Source organism: Chloroflexota bacterium (assembly GCA_018825785.1).
Classification (GTDB): Bacteria; Chloroflexota; Dehalococcoidia; order JACVQG01; family JAHKAY01; genus JAHKAY01.
The window spans coordinates 1-22,165 of record JAHKAY010000037.1; the positions used below are offsets into that span (position 1 = coordinate 1).

Here is a 22,165-nt window from a genome sequence, read left to right on the forward strand (position 1 = left end):
CCCTTAAAGCAAGGGCTGAACGAATGACCCCGCCGATGTATGGCCGATAGCTGACCCCCTGGGGCATATAGCAGTTGAACGGGGGCCGTAGCAAGCCGAATAGGTATGCCAATACCGAAAGGCCAATACCTCTAGGTGAAGGTGAAGAGACTAACTGGGAAGGACGCCTCTTTCCGGGAAGCCGAAAGCCCTATTCAGGGATAGCGTCAACATAGTGGACTAGCCGAAAGGCAAGCCGAAAGGTGAGCCGAGGGAAAGCCGAAAGGCAAGCCCTTCACTAGAGAATAGGGGAGGAAAGTATATTTTCTCGCTCTAGTGGGACTAGACCGCACGCTCTACGCCCACAAGCTGGGCGGGGTGGAGCTGGAGGCCGTGGGCCAAATCTGAAAAGAGGAGGCCCAATGCCCAAGAAAACCGATACCACTACCCCAGGCTACATCTCAGCCCTGCTCCAGCCCTGACCCGAACGCACCGCCGACAGGCGAAGCTGGAGTATCCCTGTGTTCGGGGTGTGGGTTCCCTTCTTCACCGCCACCAACACCGAAGGGCAGACCCGCATATCCCACGAGGCCCTGGGAGCCCCTGTGAGGCTCGCCAGGGAGAAGGACGGCTCCGCCAAGATAGCGGACAACGGCAGGCCCGTGCTGCGCCTGGTCAAGGAGTTCAGCGACCAGGTGCGGATGGTGCGGGAGAACTTCCAGGCGGGGCTTGTCTCCTACGCCGAGAATGTCCAGCGGGCGATGCCTGACGCCTACAAGGCCCAGTCCGACGCCGCCAGGAAGAAGGGCGAGGTCATCTACCAGATGGATACCAAGGTTTTGACCGAAGCCCTGGCGGTGGTGGAGAAGGCCGAGGCCGAGCCCGCCAGGGACGCCGAGCCCGTCGCAGTCCCCGCCTAAAGGAAAACTGGCCCACGGCTCCAGCTCCACCCCGCTCAGCAGAAAGGAAGGTGGACTATGAGGGCATTACCTTTGTGGTCCACCCCCGAAAGGCAGGCGTTTCTCGTCCAGCACTTCCTCCAGTCGGGAGGCCGGTTTCTCCTGGAGCTGGGAACTGGCCAACTTGTTGACCCCTACGCCGAGATGGTGATAGAGGTCTGGAAAGCCGAGGACAGGGAAGAGCGGGAGGAAAGCTGGAGGCGGGAGAAGAGGATGCTTCACTCCCTCCCCGAGATACTCAGGCGGGGGCCGTTTGACAGCATCGCCAGGGAGATATACCTGGCGGAACGCCCCCTCTGGAAGATAGAGGCGGTGGGGGTGGGGGCCTTCACCTTCAGGCGGGTGGCGAAGGTGGAGATACCCGCCCTGGAGAAGGTGATATGGGTTGACCTGGCGGGGGTGGAGATAAGCAAGAACGCAAGGCGGAAGTTAGTCCGCTACAAGAAAGGCAAGCTCCCCAGGGAGCTTGAGGAAAGCATCTTTGCCCGCTGCCAACGGGCCGTAGCACAATACCTGGCCAGCTAGGGAATAAATAGCTGTCCAGCCCCCCAGGGGTTTCACCCAACGGTGGAGCCTCTGGGGGGCCTTTCTTTTTGCCCATCCGCATGACCACCATGACCACCATTCTGACCCCTGTCCAGGCCGCAGGCGACGGCGCAGCGGCACGCCTGGAGGCGTTCCTGCCCCTCACCCGGGCTGTGGCCCGTCACTGGGCCCGCAGGCATTCACCAGTTGTTACCTTCTGTTTACTGACATATTCACCAATCCGCTTCACAATGGAAGTGTGTGAGCAGATTCACTAGCGCTCCTGTCTTGTGGCACTTGCGAAATCAGGCATCCCCATTTTAGTGCAGCGGCTGGGGTGCGGTCGCCGAATTGGTAGTCTGAAGAGGAGGTTGAGCTTTGCATATCTCCAGACGGCAATTTCTGAAGCTGGGCGCGGGTGTCGGCGGCATATCTGCGCTCGCCGGCCTCACCGGGAGGCAGAGGAAGGCGCTGGCCGCCGTGGCGAAGAGGGCCAGCAAGCAATGGGGCAAGGAGACCACAACCGTGTGCCCCTTCTGCGGCTCGGGCTGCGGCTTCATCGTTGGCACCGAGGGCGGCAAGCTCGTCAACCTTGAAGGAGACCCCGACCACCCCATAAACGGCGGGGCCGCCTGTTCAAAGGGCGCGGCTCTCGCCCAAGTCCACAACAACGAGCGCCGGCTGAAAAGCGTGCTCTACCGGCCGCCCGGCGGGACCGAGTGGCAAGTGGTGGAATGGGATTGGGCGCTGGACCGAATCGCGGCCAGGATAAAGAGCACAAGGGATTCGTATTTCACGGAACGTGACGACCAGGGGCGGCTGGTGAACCGCGCGGAGGCCATCGCTTCCCTCGGCGGGGCCGCCCTGGACAACGAAGAGTGCTACACGATAAGCAAAGCGATGAGGGCGCTGGGCGTCTGCCGGATAGAGCACCAGGCCCGCCTGTGTCACTCAACGACCGTCACCAGCCTGGCGGCCTCATTCGGTCGCGGGGCGATGACCAACCACTGGAACGACATCGCCAACTCCGACTGTATCCTGGCTATTGGCGCGAACCCGGCCGAGAACCACCCCGCATCGTTCCAATGGATCAACAAGGCCCGGGAGAAGGGCGCGATTCTCATAAGCGCAGACCCCCGCTTCACCAGGACGTCGTCGAGGGCTGATATCTACTGCAAGTTCCGCTCGGGGACCGACATAGCGTTCATCGGCGGCATGATCAACTACGTGATAAACCAGATGGAGCGCTACCCCCAGGAATTCAACATGGCCTATGTCACCGAATACTCCAACGCATCCTTCCTGGTCCGGAAGGACTTCCAGGGCCCTGGAGACCTGGACGGGCTGTTCTCAGGCTACGCCGAGGCTACCCGCGCCTACGACCGGACGACCTGGGACTACGAGAGGGGTGATGACGGGTGGCCCAAGAAGGACCCCACTCTCAAGGCGCCCAACTGCGTCTTCCAGCTGCTCAAGAAGCACTTCGCACGCTACGACATCGACACCGTCTGCAATATCACCGGTACCCCCAAGGACACATACCTGGATGCAGTGAAGACCTTTGCCGCCACAGGCAGTGCAACGAAGGCGGGGACCATCCTCTATGCCATGGGCACCACCCAGCACACGGTGGGCACCCAGAACATCAGGGCCTACGGGATACTCCAGTTGCTGCTGGCCAACATCGGCATTTCCGGCGGCGGCATCAATGCCATGAGAGGGGAGTCCAACGTCCAGGGCTCCACCGACCATGCCATGCTGTGGAATGTCCTCCCGGGGTATCTGGCTGTCAACCGGGTGGAGGATACGACGCTGGCGCAGTACACAAAGAAGCTGATTCCAAGCGCCAACGACTCTACGGCCGCCAACTGGTGGCAGAACAGCCCCAAGTACGTCGTGAGCATGCTCAAGGCCTGGTACGGCGAGCATGCAACGAAGGACAATGAGTTCGGCTATAACTACCTCCCGAAGGTGGCAAGGGCCTACGACCACATGGCCATCTTCGAGGAGATGTCCAAGGGAGACGTCAAGGGGTTCCTGCTCTGGGGACAGAACCCGGCGGTCGGGGGCCCCAACTCCACGCTTGAGCGCCGCGCACTGGAGAACCTCGAGTGGATGGTCGCAGTGGACCTGTGGGAGACCGAGACTGCCGCCTTCTGGAAGAGGCCGGGCGCGGACACTGCTGCTATCAAGACCGAGGTCTTCCTGCTTCCGGCCGCTGCCTCCTACGAGAAAGAGGGCAGCATAACCAACAGCGGGCGCTGGGCCCAGTGGAGATACAAGGCGGTCGAGCCCCCCGGCCAGGCCAGGGCAGATCTGGATATCTTGACGGGACTCGTCCACAGGCTCAAGGACCTTTACGCCGTGGAGCCCGGGCCCAACGCCGAAGCCATCCTGAATCTCACCTGGGACTACGGCGACCCGCCGGACCCCGCCAGAGTGGCGAAGGAGATCAATGGGTATGACCTCGCCACCGGCAAGCTCATGGGCTCCTTCGCCAACCTCAAGGACGACGGGACCACGAGCTCCGGCAACTGGATCTACTGCGGCTCCTTCCCCGAGGCAGGGAACCTCATGGCTCGCCGCAGCCTCAATGACCCCACGGGGATGGGAATGTACCCTGAATGGGCGTGGTCCTGGCCGGTCAACCGGCGCATCATCTACAACAGGGCCTCGGTGGACCTCAACGGCCGCCCCTGGAACCCGGACAAGCCCGTAATCTGGTGGGACGAGGCCCAGAAGAAGTGGATGGGAGATATCCCCGATGGGGGCCAAGCCCCGATCGCCACCGATCCCGAGCACATCTCGCGGCCTTTCATCATGAAGCCGTCGGGTCACGCTTCGCTCTTCTGCCACCGCATACTGGCTGACGGGCCGCTGCCGGAGCACTACGAGCCCTGGGAGAGCCCGATAGACAACCCGCTATCGCGGACCCAGTTCAACCCGGCGGCAGTGATCTGGAAGGGTGACCTGAACCCGCGTGGTGACTCCAGGCGGTACCCGATTGTCGCAACCACCTTCCGGCTCTCCGAGCACTGGCAGGCGGGGCAGATGACTCGAAACCTCCCCTGGCTCGTGGAGCTCTTCCCGGAGATGTTCGTGGAGGTATGCCATGACCTCGCCATGGAGAAAGGGATCAAGGACGGGGACCGGGTCACACTTGTCTCGGCCAGGGGCATTATCGAATGCAACGCCGTGGTGACTCACCGGCTCCAGCCGCTCCAGATTAATGGCCGGGTGGTGCACCAGGTAGCTCTCCCCTGGCACTGGGGCTACATGGGACTCGCGACGGGGCCGAGCGCCAACCTGCTGACCCCGCACGTTGGAGACGCTAACACGATGATGCCCGAGTTCAAGACCTTCCTCTGCAATGTGGAGAAAGCTCCGAGCCAGGTAGCAAGCAGCACAGTCGAAAAGGGCCGGCCGCAGGTTTGGGGGTGATAAGATGGCAAAAGCTCTGCTCATAGATGTCACCAGGTGTACGGGGTGCCGCGGGTGTCAGGTGGCCTGCAAGCAGTGGAACGAGCTTCCGGGCGAGAAGACGTCCGTCAGCACCTCTTGGACCAACCCCAAGGAACTCAGCGCCTACACCTGGACGCATGTGGACTTCCGCGAGGTGCCCAACCGGGCAGGCCACCCCACCTGGAACTTCGTCCACAAGAGGTGCTTCCACTGCCTGGAACCCGCCTGCGTGTCCGCGTGCCCCGTGGGCGCACTCCAGAAGACTGAAGAGGGCCCGGTCACCTATGATGCCGCCCGGTGCATGGGCTGTCGCTACTGCATGGTGGCCTGTCCCTTCAGCATACCCAAGTTCACCTGGGACTCGGCCCAGCCGGTCATCGCCAAGTGCACGTTCTGCGCCGACCGCCTTGCCGATGGCCAGGAGCCGGCCTGCGCCAAGACATGCCTCACAAACGCTATTCAGTTCGGGGAGCGCGATGAGCTTATCGCGGAGGCCCAGGGGAGGATCCAGGCCACGCCGGGCCGCTACGTCAACTACATCTACGGCAAAGACGAAGCCGGCGGCACCAGCGTGATGTACCTGGCCGGAGTCCCCTTTGACCGCCTTGGCTTCAAGACAGACATCTCCCTTGAACCGTACCCGGAGCGCACCTGGGAGGCCCTGTCCAAGATCCCCTGGGAGGTGCTGGGCGTGGCCGCGGTAATGAGCGGCACATGGTGGATTATCCAGCGCCGCGAGAAGAACGGGGCGAACAGCATCTCCAAGAAGGCGAAGAGGTAGAAGATGAAGAGCATTGCGGATCCCAAGCAGGCGGAAGTCCGGCTGAACACTCCGGGGACCTGGCTGCTGGTAGCGCTGGTCGTGGTGGGAGTGTCAGTAGCGGCGCTGCGGCTGGCCACCGGCCTGGGCGCGACAACGAACCTCAGCGATGGCGTGCCCTGGGGCCTCTGGATCGGCTTCGATGTCGTCGCCGGCGTTGCCCTGGCCGCCGGAGGGTTCACTCTGGCAGCTATTGTGTACATATTCGGCCTCGAGAAATACAGGCCGGTTGTGAGACCGGCGATTCTCACGGCGTTCCTGGGCTACATCTTGGTGGCGGTTGGCATAGTGCTGGACATCGGGCGGCCATACCGCATCTGGCACCCCATCGTGTTCTGGCAGGAGCACTCGGTGATGTTCGAGGTTGCCTGGTGCGTCATGCTCTACCTCTCTGTGCTGGCCCTCGAGTTCAGCTCGAGCATCTGGGAGAAGCTGCGCTTGGCCAGGCTGGTGAATTTCATGCGCATGATCATCATACCCCTGGTGATTCTGGGCATCACACTGTCCACCCTTCACCAGTCCTCGCTGGGCTCCCTCTTCCTCATCACCCCGGAGCTCAGCCCACTGTGGTACACGTCCCTGTTGCCCTACCTCTTCTTCATCTCCGCGGTGGGAATAGGCCTGGCGATGGTCATCTTCGAGTCCTTTATCAGCGCGAAGGTGTTCAAGCAGGGGCTGGAGATGAAGGTACTGACGGGGCTGGCAAGGGCGGCTGTCTTTGTCTGGGTGGGCTACTTGGCCATCAGGTTCTGGAACCTCATTGCGACCGGCAGGTTGTGGGATTTCACCTGGAACGCCCAGGGGGCGTTGTTCCTCGTAGAGACGGGCGTTGGCATGGTCCTCCCGGTGCTGATTCTCTCCATCGCGCGGCTGAGGAACTCTCCCGGATGGCTATTCGGCGCAGCCTCGCTGCTTATTGGCGGGGCCGTACTGAACCGGCTCAATACGAGCCTGCTTGGCTTCCCCAACACCTGGCAGGTTGGCTACTTCCCATCGTGGATGGAGTTCGCCGTCACCATCGGCCTGGTCTCAGCTGCCCTTCTCGCGTTCAAGCTCGCCGTCAAGTACACAGCCGTGTTCGCGGCATATGCGCACAAGCCCTCGACGCCCGGCCTCAAGAGCGCCGGGGCGGTCGTGGAAGCGGAGTAGGAAGGGAATGACCGAAGTGCTCCCGCGGTTGGAACAGGAGATGGCGCGCTACGTCCGGCTCTTCCCTGAGATGCAAGAGGTGGCGGGAATGCACGCAGACATCTTCCGGTTCCAGGAGGACCTCAAAGCACGGCTGGGATCGGTGGAGCCCGCCGACCCCGCCCGCTCAATGGAGAGGCTGTCCCGGTGCGGGCTGCTGCTGGAAGAGGGAGCGCCGTCCGTGCCCCAGGCCCTCCTGCGCGAAGCTGCCCGTTCCCTGGCGATGATATGGCAGAAGTGGAACGAGGATTTCTCGGCTGAAAGTCTCCTGGGAGCCAGGCAGATGAGCGAGGAGCACCTGCCGTCGCTCGTCCATGAGCTGCGAAACCACCCCGGTTCCGCCCTCGCGAAGCTCTCAGAGGAGACCGGCCTGGAGCAGGCGGGCCTCGCGTTCTTTATGCGTACGCTGATGACGCCTTTCTATGAGCGCGAGGCCTCGAGATACCGCGAGTTGCTGCGGGGATTGTCATGGCGCTCCGGCTCATGCCCTGTCTGCGGCAGCCCCCCGGGGATGGCACAGATACGCAGAGACGGCAGGAGGATGCTGCACTGCTCGCTCTGCCGCACCGAGTGGGAGTTCCAAAGAATCGGCTGCCCTTTCTGCAGGAACACAGAACAGGACAAGCTCCGGTACTTCCACCTCGAGGGCGACCCCGGCCACAGGGTGGACGTCTGCGAGAAGTGCCGGAAGTACGTCAAGACCTCCGACGGCAAAATGCTGCCGCAGCCGCTTACCCCGCAGGTTGAAGTCATGGCCATGCTGCCCCTAGACTGCCTCGCGGAAGAAGAGGGATACAGCCCGGGCGACAGTGGACAGTGTCCGCAGCGGGCAGCCCGGGCGAGCTAGGCGAGATGGAAGAAGGGGTGGAGGAGCTGGCCCCCGGCGCGAAGCCAGGCATGGCATGCAGGCAGTTCTCCTCGGGCGAGTGGCTCACCAAGCCTTGCGCGGTGCCAAGGGAGATTGAACTCGCCATCTATGTGAATGGCAGGGAGCTTGTCAGCACGCTGTGCACGCCGACCAACTTGACATGCCTGGTCCTCGGCTTCCTGCACTCTGAGGGGCTCATCCGGACCGTTGACGAGGTCGCCAGCATGAGGGTCTGCGAGGAGGAGTCGGTGGCAGACGTCAGGCTAAGGGGCGACTACTTCCCGCCGTCGCGGAGGACGCTCACCTCAGGGTGCGGCGGGGGAACAAGCTTCCGGAGGGACGCGGAGAGGGTGGACTCGAATCTGCTGGTCGCTCCGGTTGACCTGCTGTCGCGCATGCGGGAACTGCACGAGAGAGCGGAGCTATTCCAGTGCTGCGGCGGAGTCCATGCCTCTGCGCTGTCCAGCGCCAGACACCTCCTGATAGTGGCGGAGGATATCGGCAGGCACAATACGCTGGACAAGATCCAGGGGGAGTGCCTGCTGACGAACACGCCGACCAGGGAAGCAATGCTCCTGACGACAGGGCGCGTTTCCTCGGAGATGCTGTACAAGGCGGCCCGGATGCGGACGCCCGTCGTCGTCTCCCGCAGCGCCCCAACAGAGCGCGCCATTTCTCTGGCCGATGGGCTCGGGATCACCCTTGTCGGCTACGCCCGTGGCACCCGCCTGTCCGTGTATTCCCACGAGGAGAGGGTCCAGGGTGCTGACCTGGAAGCACGGCTAGTAGCCGAGGCAGCCTAGGCGCAGCAGGTCGAGTCAACGCTTCCAGCAGAGTCAGTGTATGCGGGCCGCGCCGGTTTCTGCTAGAATCGAAGCAGAATGACCGGACTCTCCGACTCGTTTCACCGGCCCATTGACTATCTGCGCATATCGGTCACCGACCGCTGCAATCTGAGGTGTTTCTACTGCATGCCCGAGAAGGGCGTGCCCCTGCTCCCCCGCGAGAACGTCCTCAGCTACGAGGAGATAGCCCGGGTGGCCGCGGCGGCGGTGGGGCTGGGAATCAGCAAGCTGCGGCTTACTGGGGGCGAGCCTCTGGTGAGAGCCGGGCTGGTGGACCTGGTCTCAATGCTCGCAGCAATACCGGGGCTGGACGACCTCTCCCTTACCACGAATGGCCTCCTTCTCGCGGGCCTTGCCTCCGATTTGAAGAAGGCCGGGCTGAGGAGGGTCAACGTCAGCCTCGACACGTTCAATCCCGAGCGCTTTCGACGTATCACCGGCGGGGACGGGCCGGAGGCGGTTCTCAAGGGGATTGAGGCGGCTGGTGAGGTCGGCCTGGACCCGGTGAAGGTCAACACGGTGGTGATGCCAGGGGTTAACGACGACGAGCTTTTGGCCTTCGGGCAGAGGAGCGTGAAGGGCTGGCACGTCCGCTTCATTGAGATCATGCCCTTCGGCCAGGCCCTGGGTCTCCCCGCTTTACCCGCGCCCCGGATAGCGTCCCGGCTTGAGGAGGCTTTTGGCCCACTGTCGCCGGCTCTGAGCAGGGGTTGCGGGCCTGCCCGCTATTTCCGTCTCCCCGGGTCCAGGGGCACCATCGGCTTCATCTCGCCGGTGAGCCAGCACTTCTGCTTCGCCTGCAACCGCCTCCGCCTTACCGCTGAGGGGAGGCTCCGGCCCTGCCTTCTCAACGATACCGAGGTGAACCTCAGGTCTCCACTCAGTGCGGGCGCCTCAGCCGAGGAGTTGAAGGGCCTCATCCGGCAGGTGGTGGCCAGCAAGCCGCTGAAGCACCGTCTGGAAGAGAACAGGCCGCTGGACCTCAAGCGCATGTCGCGCCTTGGCGGCTAGGCATTATCTAGGTTTGGAGAGCGTTCAACGACTAGTCTGGCGGGTAGACGGGTATGACCAGTTGCTCGTCTTAGGGCGGGAAGTAACGAGCCGCAGTACTGAAGCAGGATATGCTAAAATGTTTCAAAGCACAGTACGACAGCAAGCTGCCATTTGCCAACCCTCGCATTTAGTGCTGGTTCAGCTAGATGGCGAGCACTGGGCAACGGGGAATACGCCAGAGAGAATTATGTGGCACTATTCTTATGACTGAGTCTGTCACCACACTACCCCGAAGTACGCACGGAAGGGCAGACAACCCGATAACGACTAAAAACACCCCAGTTGGCAGCTGTGGATTTTCAAATTCCGAGCATTCGCCTCATTCGCAATGACTATTGGCTTTAATCCAGATAGCCGCGCCAGATCAAACACTCTGGCACAGGTAAGCTGATTGTCTCCTTTCAATGCTTCAAGCATGGTGATGATGTTACCGTCTGTACTTCTACGAACCGAGTCGTCATAGAAAGTTCTCTCTGATTTAAAGCAACCAAGCTGACAATTCGTTATGCGAAGCCCTAGCCTATCGGCAATTTCCCCTATGACGACTTTAGGGACATTGGCTTCTTTGGCGATCCTCCAGGCAACGGGACACGGCAAATATCCGTCTATTAATGACGCTTTCACCGTATCTTCCAGCTGTGAAAGCGCTTTTTTGGAAAGGTCCCCAGGATCTTCCTGTGTCCGAATCCTCATGTTCTTCTTTTTTCGGTCAGCTTCGTTGAAATCTCGCATTGCCCAACATCGCCAGTACAGATTGGCGGGGGATATTCAGGGAGCCGATAAGTAACGCTGCCGTTGCTTCATACGCCCTTGAGAAGTCTACTCTCTTGGCCGATGAGAAACAAACGTCAGTTGCTCCCGGCATTGCCGCCAACTGCTGGATGCCTGTACCTCGCTGGCGGTTCACAGGGCCCGCAATGAGCCAAGCCCAGCAGTCAATAATCCATTTTGGGAATTCCTTGGGCTGATGTCAACCGTGGGGTCTATCCCGCAGAATGGCATCCGCGTGGTCAGGTTGTTCGAAGCGAAGTCGCTCTGAAGCAGCAGAGTGTTGCGAAGGGGCGGATGGTGGTGAACGTGCCATAACTCATGTAACCGAAGGACAAGTTGTCCAGTCACGGTCCGCCGAGTTGCAGGATTGGAGGATAGCGGTACTTCGCGCGGAGCCTGACCCTCCGCAAATCTGCCTGGCCGGTCGCTCCTTCCCCCGCCCACTTCTGGACTGCCAGGCACCCCATACTGTCTCGGTCTCTAGTCCTTCCCCAACACCTGATAGCCACCCAGTATGATACCCCTTTGCTTGAAGGACCTATAGAGGTAGGTATCCACAAAATCCTCAAGGCTGATGTCGGCAGGCCAGTTCCATTCCCGGATGGCAGCCTCCCTCGCCTGCCACAGCAACACGGAACTCATCGTGAAGGTCTTGGGGACGATGGTTACCGTCTGGGCCTCGGCTATGTCTGAGGTCACCTTGGCCCGGGGCTCGGCCTTGCCCCCCTTCCAGGGCTTTCTGGTCTCCCCGTGCCTCGACCGCAGAACTACGTTGGCTTTGTGGCGAGCAGCTTCGAGCTGCCGCCGAGCCTCCTTGGGGTGGACCTCCCAGCGGTGCTTGGGAATCTGCCTGCTGGGCACCTCAACACCGCACAGCTTGCACTTGGCCATCGCTGCCAGTATACCATAGATGGCCTCCTTCAGGTCAGCGGTCGTCTGTGGTTGGTCAACGCTAATCAGCGCTGAGTCAGTGCGCGGTCTGTGGTGGGCGTGTGGTAATTCAATGGTGTCGCTTGGCTATTATGCCAATTCTGGACCCGGCGTCTGCAGTATTCGCAGCAGACGGGGACGCGCACCTGAGGTCAATTGCCTGGGCAATCCAAGACCTCCCAGCGCAACGGCATTGACACTGCTAGTCCAGGGTGCTAGCCTAGTCACGAAAGGAGGCGAGGGGAGGCCAGCTTTTTCTCGCCTCAAATGGGGTTCAGGTGGTCGGCGGTTCAAATCCGCCCTCCCCGATATCTGTTCCTCGGGGGCCTGCAAACATTTTGTTAACGTTTCCCGTTTCAACTGCGCTCTGTGCTGGCTGAGTTCGGCACCCGGGTCGGACCTTCGCTCAAGGGAAGCATTTCTAACCAATTTCTAACTTCATTTTAACCCCCAAAAAACATGGCATCCTCTACAATCGCTTATTGAAGAGGTTGGTCCAAAGGACCGAGGAGGAATACATGGCTAGTAGTGAGCGAGAAACACCAGGAATGGGAACAGGCCCTGGCGGGCCAAAAGGGGGCGGCAGACTTGTTACGCGGCGGGCCCTGCTGCGGCGTCTGGGCGTGGGCACGGCAGCAGTAGTGGGCCTTTCGTACGTCAAGCCATCCCTGCTCACTGTGGGCGTGTCAAAGGCGTATGCCAATGGCGTCTATGCTACCCCCACTCCTACTCCTACTCCTACACCCACACCGGCTGCCGGGCTCACCCCCGGCTACTGGAAGAACTGGCGGAATCAGTACACTCAGGCACAGTTCCTGGGCCTGCTGAGCGGCACCATTGCCGACAACAATATACCAAAAGCCGATGCTATCTTTGACAAATGGAGCGCAAATCCCGGGAAAGAGATGACTATCCTGCGGGCCTTCCTGCTGGCAGTGCAGCTCACCATCCGTCTTGTCTCTTCAGGCTTGCCTGTGCCGGCCGGCGTCAATCTGTCCCCAAGCTCTCCTCTTCCCGGCGGCGGGACACTAGGTGGCGCCATAACCGATGCGCTCTCGCTGGAGGGAACATACCCCTATTCCGCCCAGGGCGTTAGCAGCGGCGACCGAGCTTTCGCCCTTGCGACGAAGGACAGACTGGCGGTGTTGCTCACGCTCTAGGGAGCGGGCGGGCGCCACATGCATGCGGAGAGGCTACGGACCGGCGCGAAGTCTGGGGAGCATAGGCTGCCGCTCCGGGCCAGCGGCCTTCTGGAATACGGGGTCGAGGGCCAGCTTATCCTGTGTGAACCCAGTGTTGAACAGGTCCACTTCCTGAATGCTACGGCCGCAGCTATATGGTTGCTGTGCGACGGCCGCCATACGGAGGCTGATATCGTTGCCGAACTGGCAGCCCTTTTCAATTGGGACGTGCCCGGTGTGGAAAGCGACGTCAGGGAGACACTGGCTGATTTTCTGAGGAAAGGCCTGCTCCGGGCTCCCCCAGGGTATGATGCCTAGCTCCCTCGCCTTGGGGACGCCGCCTTCGCCCCCGGATATATCTGTCGCTGATTGGAGGGAGGAGGAGTTTGCCGTCCTCAACCTTCGAATCGCCCTGCGGACCAATGAGCCGGGGCTGGCAGACCACCTGCGGACCATATTCCCTGGCCAGGAGGGTGTTGTTGCCACAGTACCGCCTGGGCGCCAGGACTATGTGGTTTCCTGCGTCCGCAACCAGGCTCATCAGCGGGCATACCAGGTAGCCACGGGCGGGCGCGTGGTGCTGAGGACCTGGGACCGGGATGCTCTGGCGACATACCTGGAAAGGTCCATCTGCAACGCCATAGCGGAGCACCTGGGCCATCGATATGTCCTCATCCATGCTGCGGCCCTTGCTCATGGGGGGTGCGGTATCCTATTCCCCGGCGCTTCCGGTGCTGGCAAGAGCTTGACTGCGGCCGCGCTGGCTGCGAACGGTTTCCAGTACTTCTCCGATGAGGTTGCAGTGGTGACCGACGATGGGCGCCTGCGCCCCTTCCCCAAGGTCATCTCACTGAAAGCAGACGGCTGGCGCAAACTCGCAGAGGCCTTTCCCTTTGTGGCACCTGCTGGCGGCTGGCTACCCTCGGGTGAAGGCGGCCTCTACCACCTGGACCCGTCCCATCGGCTGAGAAGCGGGGGGCGGTGGGCCGGTCCTCCGGTCAGGTTCATCATTGTGCCTTCCCGCAGGGCCGGGGCGTCTACCATCCTGGAGCCGTTGCCAAAACCAGCCGCCCTGACACTGCTGCTGGAACAGTCCCTGAACCTGCGTCAGCTGGGGACCCGGGCAATGGGTGTCCTCGTACGCCTGGTAAAAGAGTCTGAATGTTTTACGCTGGCTGCTGGGTCTCTCCGGGAAGCTGGCTCGCTGGTGGCGCGGCTTACCCAGCTCAGGGGGGGGCCTGGATTGCGGTAGCAGCCCGCCTTATCGGGGGCTGGTGATGGGGTTCCCAGCTTCGCATATTGGTTTTGCCTCTCTATCTTCTTCTTCAACACCTTTGCTGTTAAGATGCCTCTTCATTCATAACGGGGCTAGTGAGAGTGTAGTTCTAAAGGACCGAAGGGGTAGAATTCGGCAGGGGGCATTTGCGGAATGGCCAGGAAGGCACCTCTGGAAAGGGGTGGGGGGATGAGGGGGAAGGTCTTAGGTAGCGCCGGCATGGGTGCTGCGCTGTTGGTGCTGGGTGCTTTGCCTATGCTTGCGGCGGGGACCAGCGTTGTAACTACACCGGTCTTTGCGACCCACGGCATGAGCGGCTCCGTGGCCGGATTTCGCACTGAGGAAACGATATTGGGCCGCAACTCGGTGAGACTTTCTATCCCTCAGGGTGTGATAGGAGAAGTCTACAACCTGGGGCTTAACGCTGAGGTGGCTATGCCGGGCGAGCACGTGGGTCAGGGCATGTCTATCTACGACGGCGTCTCGTTCAGGGCAAAGCCAGGTCCGCCCGGAGTCCACGGCCCCCTCTTTGTATCGATTATCCTGTATGACGACACCCACGATGTCTGGGTGTCCATGCTTAACTACAGCCCTGTTTGGACGGAGCCTGATGCTGGGGGCTGGTCCACGGTCACCGTTCCCGCTGGAGCCTCTTGGGATGCCTGGACTTTCGGTGGAGATGCCTGGCCTGTTGGTCGCGACCCGGGATATGTTTCCCTGGCGCAGTGGGACCAATACATTCACGCCCAGGGCATCAAGGCCGAGGTCAAGAAGCTGAACATCCAGTTCGGGTATGGGTGGAACGCCTGGGGCGCTGTCTACGTTGATGGACTCGCCGCCCACGGGTTCCTCTTGGACTTTGAGCCGAAGCCTCACGCTGAGGATGGCGAGGAGGATGAAGAGGGGGACGGGGGCGATGGTAATCGGAAGTAGGGTGCGCTCGGTCTCCTGGGCACCGTGGTCGCCAGCGCCGGACAGTTTGAATTGGGTTTGAATTGCCCCAGGCATGTCAGTCATGCCCTTGAAATGGTAGCAGGCAGGGCCTAGGATGGTCAGGGCTGGCGGCCCAGTCTGAGGGATTTGCTGGAGGGGGATGAGGGAGATGTTCACAAGGGCGCTGAATATCGCCAGGGCGTGGGGCCTTACCATCCTACTGCTCTGGTTCGTGGGCGCAGGTATCGGTTTTGCCTGGCTCATCGGCCTCAAGTGGGCCGGCATCGTGACCAGCCTGTTCTTTCTCTCTCTCCTGGTGCTCCTCGCCCACGTATGGGGCCAGATAGAGGTTGCGCTGTCGAAGGGAACCGAGGACAGCGGCCCAGGGGTTTGAAGCGCAAGAGAATCCCCCCAGCTCCACCTGGTTTTCCCTAGTCGCCCTCTTTTTACCACATCTCTACCGCTTCTTTACACCGTGCCCCCCTTGTTTTACCTGTTCATTAACCATCCTGTGCTAAAAATTGGGGCGTGCTCAGGACAGGGAAAACCGGAAGGGGGTAAGAGAAATGGTAGTAGTTGAGATAGAGGACCTCCCAAAGAAGATAACCTGGGTTAGCTGTCTCCGTGAGCCAATATATGGCGGCCAACATAACGTCGTCGGATACATCGAGCGGGCAAAGCACAGGGCCTATGTGAAGCGGGGTGTCAAGGTCAGCACTCAGGAACTGGCATACATGGACTCAAGCGACTAGAAAGGCTGGAAGACAGCCTGCGTCACCATGAGCCATAAGCGTTCCGCAACCGAAGCAGGAAGGGTTATCGTGCCCCCGCTGGGCGCGGTGAGAGCCTAGTCCTCCTCCACCACGAAGCTGTCTCTCAGCTTCGTGGTTCTTGACCCGTCGACAGCTTTGTAGCGCACATTATAGGGCCCCGACGCCGCCGTGTCCGCTGAGGTGTAATCGTAGTGATACTTGCCCACAGCGTCCTTCACCATCTGCGCCTCGTTCACAACCACTGTCCCAGCCGGGTCCTTCACCTTGATGGTAGGCGTGCTGGCGGGGTCCACGTAGCTCCCCGCGCTGTCCTTCACCTCCAGGCTGAGAACGACTGTTTCACCTCGCTGGAAAACTGCCATTCAGCCCCCCTTCATAGTAGCTTCAAGCTGGAGCCCTCTCCCCGAGACGGCACTCATGGTCAGGGCCGGGCCCGTCGTCCCACTCATCTCAAGGCCCTCCTTCGCCAGAGAGGCCAGCACCAGCAACCGGACGACCAGCACCGCCGCCGCCACCTGGTCAGCCAGGGCCAGGCTATCAGCAATGCTCTTGAACTGCTTTGGGCTCGCCGTCTCGACCAGGGCCAGGGCATCGGCCACAGTGAGCCTGGCTGTGGTCCCCAGGGCGTCAGAGATGTTCAGTCCCTGGGTCAGGGAGACAAATCCCTTTAAGGAAAGGGTCTCTGCCAGGGCCAGGGCATCCGCAACTAGCTTCTGAACGGCCCCCGTATTCACTGATAGGGCATCGGCAAGGGCCAAGACTTCAACCAGGCTCAGGAAAGCTTTTGGTGTCCCGGAAGGGAGTGCTTCGGCTAAGCCGAGGCTCTCGGACAGGCTAAGGGAGGCTTTGGGAGTTCCTGAGGGGAGGGCTTCCGCCACCCCGAGAGCTTCAGTGAGAGTTAGCTTGGCCGAAATGCCTGGGGCGTCATCGGCCAGGGCCAGGGCGTCGGTGACGGTTTTCTGGGTAACTCCCGCAGGCTGGGCCAGCTCAAACCCGATGTAGGTTATCACCATTGAGCCAGAAGACCCGCCAGTTACCACCCCCCAGTCCAAGAGGTCGGTAGCAACACAGGAAATGGCATTGGTTGTATCCTCAAATGTCCCAGTTGCGCCGCTACCAACCGTAACCGAAAGTGTGCTATTCCCTGCGTTCTGTCTCAAGGTGAAAGTGGAGTTCCCGTTCAGACTGTTGGTCGGCACCCTTACAAATAGATTTTTGGCCGTGAAGCTAGCCTGGGCCGCCACCTGGGTATTTGCTTCGGTAGTAGCGTAGGCCTGAACCCCTGCCTCCAACGGAACATATCTTGTGATGCCATAAGCAATCGTGTTGGTGCCGGGGTTTGCGGCGATTACCTGTCTCCCCGCCGAGTTTGATTTCATCTGCCAAATCATAATCGCGAAGGAGCCCGAAGACCCGCCAGTGGCCACCTGGTAGGCCACGGCATCTCCTGAAGCGATGGAATCAGAGTTCACCGTGTCCTCAAAAGCCCCCGTTGTGGAAGCCCCTACGGAGACGGACTGGGCACCGTCGGCAGCGTTTTTTCTGGTCCTGACCGTGGTGGTGCCATTCACACTGTTGGACTGGACATAGATGCGGAAGTTGGACAACGTGGCGGCCACCCGAAAGATATACTGGGAGCGGGACTCGGTGGTGTTGTATCTGGCCTCCCCCCCTATAGGAGCGTATGTGGTGGTCCCAAAGTTCACCGATGTGGAAACCACATCCCCAGCGATTAAGACTGGGGTGGTGTTGCTGGCCGTGGCAAGGGTGTAGGCGATAATTGCCAGGGTCAAAGAGCCGCCTGCGCCCACAACTGTCTGGGTATTGAAGAGGTCCCCTGCTACCAGGTTGTCGGAGTTAACGGAGTCCTGGAAGACCCCTGTGGCCCCAGCCCCTATGGAGACGCTTTGAGCACCGTTTGCTGTATTCTTCCTGCTCCTCACCGTTGAAGAGGCGGTGGTGGCGTTGGCGAGCACCCTCACATAGAGGTCGGCCAAGGTATAACTGTCCCTGGCGATTGCCTGATGGCGGGCTTCGGCGCCCGACTCAGTAAACCCCCCAGAGGGATTATGATACTTCGTAGCGGAGGCGGACAGGACAACGCCCGTGCTGTGCCCAGCCACCAACGGATAGGTGGGCATTAGTTGATTTTCACCTTCCCAGCCCCAAAAGCTGTGTCGCAAGCACTCTGGAGCTGATTTTTCTGCGAAGCGGTGAGGTTGGGGATGACCACCTGGAGGACCCTTGCCGTGTCGTAATACCAAAGCCAGCCTTCCGGGTCCAGAGCGCCTAGCTGAGCCTTGGCGGTATCATAGGTGCGGTTTTTCCTCCGATTCTCACTGACCACCTCATCATAGAGGCCGACTCCGCCAAGCAATCTGTGGGCAGGACAGAGCTTGACTACCTTAGCAAGCGAGTGGACTCGTGAAGCCTCCGAGGTAGCATCATCCCAACTGTATTCCAGGACGCACTCGCAGGTATCCGGTCTCCAGGTCGTTGTCCTTATCATCTTTCCCTCCCTAGGATAGGGTCTGCTGGCAAATAATCCCCTTTTCTCTTGCTACGGTGCTTCTCCCTTGGTCTATCCCAACCCTGGTCGGCATTTCGTCGGCCTCCTAGCTCATTGTGACCTGGATGGTGAGCTCCCAGGTCTGCCCACTGGTCTTGGTGCCCTGAGCCGATACCTTGCGGACCAGGTTCTTGTTGGGGGTAGCGCCGTGTCCACGGTGAACTCCTGCCAGGCGAAGTTGGCCTCGGTTCCCCCGAAAGTCCCCCGGAAGCTCACGGTCTGGGCCGACCTGGAGGGGTAGGTCGCGTCCATAGCCTTAAAGGCCGTGCTGGTCCCCAGGAGCCCGGTCTGGGTGGCAGCCTCCGCCGTGGTGCTGTCCCCTACCCCCACCCGAGCGTTGGCGTTGTTGTAGGCCGTGGGGGTGCCCAGGCCACAGGCCAGGTCCAGCAGCTCGGCCATGCCCTCATTGAGGCCGATATTGCCCTCGACCTGGGAGACCTTGTAGGGCTGGTCCCGCCGATGAGCCTCGTCATCGGCGAACTTTCTGATGATAAACCGGGTCTTCAGCTTGAGATGCCCATGCCTCCGCTTTTTCTGCTCCGCCTTTACCCCAACCACAGTTCCTCCTTTCTCATCTCTCAATCCATCTGGCAACGCCATCGGAAAAGGCACACCAGAACAGATGAGCTAAATACTACCATGGCAGTGGCTTGGCGTCAAGCGTCTTTTGTCTTGCTGGCGGCGAAAAACCCTGCTTAAATGACAGGTGGCCGGCGCAAGCCCTCCCAGGACTATTTGGCCGGTTGAAAAGGGCCCTGGAGTGGGGCTATCATTGTCCTGACTCTGATGAACGGGCTGGATATCCTGGTCGGCATTACCCTGGCCCTTGGGGCATATACGGGCCTGAGGAAAGGTATTGTGGGGATGGTGCTGCCGCTGGTGGGACTGGTGATAGGGGTCCACCTGGCGGGGAGGTACTACCAGGCCCTGGCGGAGCGGGTCTTTCACTCTCAGGCCAGCAGCATGCAGATAATCTCCTTTGTCCTCATCCTTCTGGCGGTGATATTTGCTGCCAGCCTGGTGGCCTCCCTGGTTAGCCGGGCACTTTCCCTCATCCTCCTGGGGTGGCTCAACGGGCTCCTGGGGGCGGTGCTGGGTCTCCTCTTGGCGATGATGGCCTGGGGGACCCTCCTGGCCATCATCCTCCTCTTCCCAGGCCTCGCCCCGGAGGGACTTATCGGGGACTCCTTTTTCGCCGGCCTCATCGTGGAGCGATTTCCCCTGCTCCTGGCCCTCCTCCCCGAGGAGTTTGACCGGGTGAGGACTTTCTTCCGTTAGGCCCAGGAAAGAAGGCCCCCTTTCCTCTCCATATTGCCTATCTTATAATCCAGTTGGAGAAGGGCAGGTCTGAAGAGAGCGCATGGAAACTGAGGACGAAAGGCTGGAATACGCCGTCAGGCACACCCAGGTGCTGAGGCCTCCCCGGCAGGCCCTGGAGACCTTTGGTATCACAAAGGTCCGCTATCACCTGCTCACCGCCCCTGCCTATGCTGACTTGGTGGCCGGGGAAGGGGAAACAGTAGTCAGAGAAGGCCAGGTCATTGCCGAAAGGCCCAGGGTGGTGACTCCCTACTACCTCCTGAACCTCGAGGGGTTCAGCCACCACGCCAGAAGGTATCTGGAGAAGATGGCGCAGGAGGAGCATTCCTCACCGGCCCTCCTCTACAGGTACCGCAATGAGGTCGAGGGCCTCTCCATCGTCTCGGAGCCCCTGGACCAGCTGGCCCAGAAGCTAACAGAGAAGCTGGAGAGGGAGGGAACAGCCCTGGACTGTGTCATCAAGGGGGTGGATGAGCTGTGGGATGTCTGTCTCCTCAGGTTTATCCACGAGTTTACCCTCCGTTCCCTGCAGAGCAATGTGATGGACCTGGGCAGGAGGGGGCTCCTGGAGATTGACCGGGCCGGCGTCCCGCTGGATGCCCGGCGGCGGATTGACGAGCTCTTTTTCCAGGTGAGAGAGGGCCAGGTGGGCCCATCGGAGCTGAAGGTTGAGCTGGATTGCTGGGGCCTCTGGCCCGAGTATGAGGACAGGTTCCTGGCCCTGTTCCAGAGGCGTCCGTAAGACTCTTAGGGGGCCGGGGACCTGTTTCTGCCCGTCACCAAGGCCCTTCCCGGGGAGCCTCTCCCGGTGGTGGACAGGCTCAGGCCAGGCCCTCTATAATGGATGAGAGCGGGAGTAGCTCAGGGGTAGAGCTCTTGCCTTCCAAGCAAGTTGTCGCGGGTTCGAATCCCGTCTCCCGCTCCACCCTTTCCTCTGATGGCCACCCTCTCTCTTGAACTATCTCCATCCTGTGGGCTATCATATGGGCAATGAGGAAGCCTGGCTCGGGTCGGGCATTGAGAACCGGTGCCATTGCGGCAGCGCTGGTGCTGATGGTCCTGGTGTGGGTGGGTGCTTGCAGGCAGACCAGGCCCACCCTCACTCCCCATCCCACAGCCACGCCAGCGCCGACCCCTGCTCCCACCGCCCAGGTTTCCCCGGGGCCGACTCCCAGAACCTTCCCCCAGAGAATACAAAGCTTCATAGACGGGATAAGGGACTGGGCCCCCCTCTGGCCCTGGCCCCAGTCTCAACGGCCCGGTAATTTAGACTTGGCTGCTTTGCCCAGCTTGCCAGGGGAGTTCCAGCCGGCCCAGTTCATCCCCCCCGCCACCTGCAGGACCTGCCACGCCGATATATATTCCCAGTGGAAGGGAAGCATGCACGCTCTGGCCCTGCAAGACCCTGTCTTCCAGGAGCTCTCCAAGCACTTCCTGGCCCAGGTGGAGACGGATGCCCAGAGAAAGGAGGCCCAGACGTGCGTGCGCTGCCATACGCCCGCCGGCCATCTTGCCGGGGAAATAGTCACTTCCGAGGGGGACTACGACGCCGTCAGCGCCCCTTTCGATGAGGGCATTTTTTGCGATTTCTGTCATTCGGTAAAGGCCTCCGCGGGAATCGGCAATGCCCCCTTCCTCGTGGAGCCCGGGAACGGTCCACAGGCGCCGGGTGTCAAGCGGGGGCCTTTCGCGGATGCTCGGTCGCCATATCATGGTTCGGAGTATTCAGAGCTTCACACCCGGGCCGAGTTCTGCGGCATGTGCCACGAGGTTGCCCACGTCTCTTTCGGCACTCCCATTGAGCGGACCTATACCGAGTGGCGCAGCGGGCCCTACAACACCGGCGACCCGGCCACCACGGTGCCGTGTCAGGACTGCCACATGCGCCAGCGTCCCGGCATCCCCGCCACCGGCTCCACGGCGCGCCCGGACAACCCGGGCCAGGCAGCCCTGGGCGGTCCCCAGCGGCCGCACATCTATACCCATTACTTCGTTGGGGGGAACTCAGCTGTGCCCGCCCTCCCCGGTGCCGCCGTTAGCGCTCAGATGGCGGAGGAGCGCCTGAAGAATGCCGCCACCATTGAGCTCTTGCCGGCGGAGGGGTGGCGGCCAGGGGGGCTGGCCACTTTTGAGGTGAAGGTCAACAATGTGGGCGCTGGCCACTATCTGCCGACAGGCTCTACCGAGATACGCCAGATGTGGCTGGAGGTAACGGTAAAGGATGCCACCGGCCGGGAGCTCTTTCATTCCGGCGCTGTGGACGAGGAGGGCAGGCTGGACCCCGGGGCGGTCATCTTCGGCACGGTGGTAGGGGACGCCTCGGGGAAGCCGACTGCGAACCTGGTCATGGCCACCCATGTGCTCTTTGACCGCCGCATCCCCCCCAAAGGTTTTGACAGAGCGGGCTACACCTTCTTGCTGCCCGCTGATGCAGCGGCCCCGCTTGACATAAAAGCCACCCTGCGCTATCGGTTGGCTCCCCAGGAGCTGGTCAATGAGTTGCTGGGGAAAGAAGCGCCCCGGTTGCCCATTATTGATATGGCTTTGGCTTCCCTGGCCGTTGCCCCCATCAGCTAGTAGAAAGCCGCCCCCCCTTTCGTGATTCCCAGCTCCGTCTAGGCCCCCCCGGGCAAGGAGGCTACAGCTTCCCGCGTGGAGTGAAGCGGCCTCCAGCCGAGCCCTTGCTTGATTCGGGCATTGCTGGCGGTCCACC

The 22,165-nt window shown here is 61.1% G+C and carries 23 protein-coding genes and 1 tRNA gene; 18 read left to right on the forward strand and 6 right to left on the reverse strand.

Annotated features, from left to right (window positions below; translation table 11 throughout):
* Positions 1–500: 500 nt before the first annotated feature.
* The 8 genes from KJ624_05420 (at position 501) to moaA (ending at position 9,657) form a co-directional block, all read left to right on the forward strand.
* Positions 501–899, forward strand: coding sequence for a hypothetical protein (locus tag KJ624_05420; protein MBU2009255.1), 399 nt, complete (start codon positions 501–503; stop codon positions 897–899).
* A gap of 57 nt (positions 900–956) precedes the next feature.
* The gene (locus tag KJ624_05425; protein MBU2009256.1) at positions 957–1,463 is read left to right on the forward strand and encodes a hypothetical protein; all 507 of its coding nucleotides are present in this window, start codon (positions 957–959) and stop codon (positions 1,461–1,463) included.
* Positions 1,464–1,841: 378 nt separating this feature from the next.
* Positions 1,842–4,904 (forward strand): formate dehydrogenase-N subunit alpha, encoded by a 3,063-nt coding sequence (fdnG, locus tag KJ624_05430; GenBank protein ID MBU2009257.1) that lies wholly within the window; start codon positions 1,842–1,844, stop codon positions 4,902–4,904.
* 4 nt (positions 4,905–4,908) lie between these two features.
* On the forward strand, positions 4,909–5,706 hold the full coding sequence (locus KJ624_05435; GenBank protein MBU2009258.1) for a 4Fe-4S dicluster domain-containing protein: 798 nt from the start codon (positions 4,909–4,911) through the stop codon (positions 5,704–5,706).
* Between the two features lie 3 nt (positions 5,707–5,709).
* Complete coding sequence (hybB, locus tag KJ624_05440) at positions 5,710–6,894, forward strand: Ni/Fe-hydrogenase cytochrome b subunit (GenBank protein MBU2009259.1); 1,185 nt, start codon at positions 5,710–5,712, stop codon at positions 6,892–6,894.
* A 7-nt stretch (positions 6,895–6,901) separates the two neighbouring features.
* Complete coding sequence (locus KJ624_05445) at positions 6,902–7,780, forward strand: formate dehydrogenase accessory protein FdhE (protein MBU2009260.1); 879 nt, start codon at positions 6,902–6,904, stop codon at positions 7,778–7,780.
* Positions 7,781–7,785: 5 nt separating this feature from the next.
* Positions 7,786–8,604: a formate dehydrogenase accessory sulfurtransferase FdhD gene (fdhD, locus tag KJ624_05450; protein ID MBU2009261.1), complete on the forward strand. Its 819-nt coding sequence runs from the start codon at positions 7,786–7,788 to the stop codon at positions 8,602–8,604.
* Positions 8,605–8,682: 78 nt separating this feature from the next.
* Complete coding sequence (gene moaA / locus KJ624_05455; GenBank protein ID MBU2009262.1) at positions 8,683–9,657, forward strand: GTP 3',8-cyclase MoaA; 975 nt, start codon at positions 8,683–8,685, stop codon at positions 9,655–9,657.
* Between the two features lie 309 nt (positions 9,658–9,966).
* Here the strand turns inward: moaA and KJ624_05460 are convergent, their stop codons facing one another.
* A complete protein-coding gene (locus tag KJ624_05460) occupies positions 9,967–10,431 on the reverse strand; it encodes a hypothetical protein (protein ID MBU2009263.1) in 465 nt (154 codons plus the stop codon).
* A gap of 519 nt (positions 10,432–10,950) precedes the next feature.
* On the reverse strand, positions 10,951–11,361 hold the full coding sequence (locus KJ624_05465) for a hypothetical protein (protein ID MBU2009264.1): 411 nt from the start codon (positions 11,359–11,361) through the stop codon (positions 10,951–10,953).
* Positions 11,362–11,918: 557 nt separating this feature from the next.
* On the opposite strand from KJ624_05465, the gene KJ624_05470 reads away from it, so the two are divergent.
* The 6 genes from KJ624_05470 (at position 11,919) to KJ624_05495 (ending at position 15,542) form a co-directional block, all read left to right on the forward strand.
* Positions 11,919–12,560, forward strand: a complete 642-nt coding sequence (locus tag KJ624_05470; protein ID MBU2009265.1) for a hypothetical protein — start codon at positions 11,919–11,921, stop codon at positions 12,558–12,560.
* An 18-nt stretch (positions 12,561–12,578) separates the two neighbouring features.
* Positions 12,579–12,899, forward strand: a complete 321-nt coding sequence (locus tag KJ624_05475; protein ID MBU2009266.1) for a PqqD family protein — start codon at positions 12,579–12,581, stop codon at positions 12,897–12,899.
* Positions 12,892–13,833 (forward strand): hypothetical protein, encoded by a 942-nt coding sequence (locus KJ624_05480; protein ID MBU2009267.1) that lies wholly within the window; start codon positions 12,892–12,894, stop codon positions 13,831–13,833. Before KJ624_05475 ends, KJ624_05480 begins: the two co-directional genes overlap by 8 nt.
* Before the next feature lie 177 nt (positions 13,834–14,010).
* Entirely contained in the window at positions 14,011–14,790 is a 780-nt protein-coding gene (locus KJ624_05485; GenBank protein MBU2009268.1) for a hypothetical protein, read from the forward strand.
* 160 nt (positions 14,791–14,950) lie between these two features.
* Positions 14,951–15,184: a hypothetical protein gene (locus KJ624_05490; GenBank protein MBU2009269.1), complete on the forward strand. Its 234-nt coding sequence runs from the start codon at positions 14,951–14,953 to the stop codon at positions 15,182–15,184.
* A gap of 172 nt (positions 15,185–15,356) precedes the next feature.
* Entirely contained in the window at positions 15,357–15,542 is a 186-nt protein-coding gene (locus KJ624_05495) for a hypothetical protein (GenBank protein MBU2009270.1), read from the forward strand.
* A gap of 95 nt (positions 15,543–15,637) precedes the next feature.
* On the opposite strand, the gene KJ624_05500 is transcribed toward KJ624_05495, so the two are convergent.
* The 4 genes from KJ624_05500 to KJ624_05515 all read right to left on the reverse strand — a co-directional run bounded on the left by KJ624_05500 (position 15,638) and on the right by KJ624_05515 (position 18,690).
* Positions 15,638–15,925 carry a hypothetical protein gene (locus KJ624_05500; protein MBU2009271.1) on the reverse strand — a complete coding sequence of 96 codons (288 nt, stop codon included), beginning with the start codon at positions 15,923–15,925 and terminating at the stop codon, positions 15,638–15,640.
* A complete protein-coding gene (locus tag KJ624_05505) occupies positions 15,926–17,560 on the reverse strand; it encodes a hypothetical protein (protein ID MBU2009272.1) in 1,635 nt (544 codons plus the stop codon).
* A gap of 143 nt (positions 17,561–17,703) precedes the next feature.
* Positions 17,704–18,072, reverse strand: coding sequence for a hypothetical protein (locus tag KJ624_05510; protein MBU2009273.1), 369 nt, complete (start codon positions 18,070–18,072; stop codon positions 17,704–17,706).
* A gap of 111 nt (positions 18,073–18,183) precedes the next feature.
* Positions 18,184–18,690 (reverse strand): hypothetical protein, encoded by a 507-nt coding sequence (locus KJ624_05515; protein MBU2009274.1) that lies wholly within the window; start codon positions 18,688–18,690, stop codon positions 18,184–18,186.
* Positions 18,691–18,918: 228 nt separating this feature from the next.
* On the opposite strand from KJ624_05515, the gene KJ624_05520 reads away from it, so the two are divergent.
* The 4 genes from KJ624_05520 (at position 18,919) to KJ624_05535 (ending at position 22,029) form a co-directional block, all read left to right on the forward strand.
* Positions 18,919–19,410, forward strand: a complete 492-nt coding sequence (locus KJ624_05520) for a CvpA family protein (protein ID MBU2009275.1) — start codon at positions 18,919–18,921, stop codon at positions 19,408–19,410.
* An 82-nt stretch (positions 19,411–19,492) separates the two neighbouring features.
* Positions 19,493–20,194 carry a hypothetical protein gene (locus tag KJ624_05525; protein ID MBU2009276.1) on the forward strand — a complete coding sequence of 234 codons (702 nt, stop codon included), beginning with the start codon at positions 19,493–19,495 and terminating at the stop codon, positions 20,192–20,194.
* Positions 20,195–20,302: 108 nt separating this feature from the next.
* Positions 20,303–20,377: transfer RNA gene (locus tag KJ624_05530), tRNA-Gly, on the forward strand.
* 92 nt (positions 20,378–20,469) lie between these two features.
* Complete coding sequence (locus KJ624_05535; protein MBU2009277.1) at positions 20,470–22,029, forward strand: cytochrome c family protein; 1,560 nt, start codon at positions 20,470–20,472, stop codon at positions 22,027–22,029.
* The last annotated feature ends 136 nt before the right edge of the window (positions 22,030–22,165 follow it).

Coding starts and splice junctions, on each gene's coding strand:
- KJ624_05485 (MBU2009268.1), top strand. CDS start 14,011: ATGGCCAGGAAGGCACCTCTGGAAAGGGGTGGGGGGATGAGGGGGAAG.
- KJ624_05475 (MBU2009266.1), top strand. CDS start 12,579: ATGCATGCGGAGAGGCTACGGACCGGCGCGAAGTCTGGGGAGCATAGG.
- fdhD (MBU2009261.1), top strand. CDS start 7,786: ATGGAAGAAGGGGTGGAGGAGCTGGCCCCCGGCGCGAAGCCAGGCATG.
- KJ624_05465 (MBU2009264.1), bottom strand. CDS start 11,361: ATGGCCAAGTGCAAGCTGTGCGGTGTTGAGGTGCCCAGCAGGCAGATT.
- KJ624_05480 (MBU2009267.1), top strand. CDS start 12,892: ATGCCTAGCTCCCTCGCCTTGGGGACGCCGCCTTCGCCCCCGGATATA.
- KJ624_05490 (MBU2009269.1), top strand. CDS start 14,951: ATGAGGGAGATGTTCACAAGGGCGCTGAATATCGCCAGGGCGTGGGGC.
- KJ624_05445 (MBU2009260.1), top strand. CDS start 6,902: ATGACCGAAGTGCTCCCGCGGTTGGAACAGGAGATGGCGCGCTACGTC.
- moaA (MBU2009262.1), top strand. CDS start 8,683: ATGACCGGACTCTCCGACTCGTTTCACCGGCCCATTGACTATCTGCGC.
- KJ624_05520 (MBU2009275.1), top strand. CDS start 18,919: ATGAACGGGCTGGATATCCTGGTCGGCATTACCCTGGCCCTTGGGGCA.
- KJ624_05425 (MBU2009256.1), top strand. CDS start 957: ATGAGGGCATTACCTTTGTGGTCCACCCCCGAAAGGCAGGCGTTTCTC.
- KJ624_05500 (MBU2009271.1), bottom strand. CDS start 15,925: ATGGCAGTTTTCCAGCGAGGTGAAACAGTCGTTCTCAGCCTGGAGGTG.
- KJ624_05435 (MBU2009258.1), top strand. CDS start 4,909: ATGGCAAAAGCTCTGCTCATAGATGTCACCAGGTGTACGGGGTGCCGC.
- KJ624_05460 (MBU2009263.1), bottom strand. CDS start 10,431: ATGCGAGATTTCAACGAAGCTGACCGAAAAAAGAAGAACATGAGGATT.
- KJ624_05495 (MBU2009270.1), top strand. CDS start 15,357: ATGGTAGTAGTTGAGATAGAGGACCTCCCAAAGAAGATAACCTGGGTT.
- KJ624_05510 (MBU2009273.1), bottom strand. CDS start 18,072: ATGATAAGGACAACGACCTGGAGACCGGATACCTGCGAGTGCGTCCTG.
- KJ624_05525 (MBU2009276.1), top strand. CDS start 19,493: ATGGAAACTGAGGACGAAAGGCTGGAATACGCCGTCAGGCACACCCAG.
- KJ624_05470 (MBU2009265.1), top strand. CDS start 11,919: ATGGCTAGTAGTGAGCGAGAAACACCAGGAATGGGAACAGGCCCTGGC.
- hybB (MBU2009259.1), top strand. CDS start 5,710: ATGAAGAGCATTGCGGATCCCAAGCAGGCGGAAGTCCGGCTGAACACT.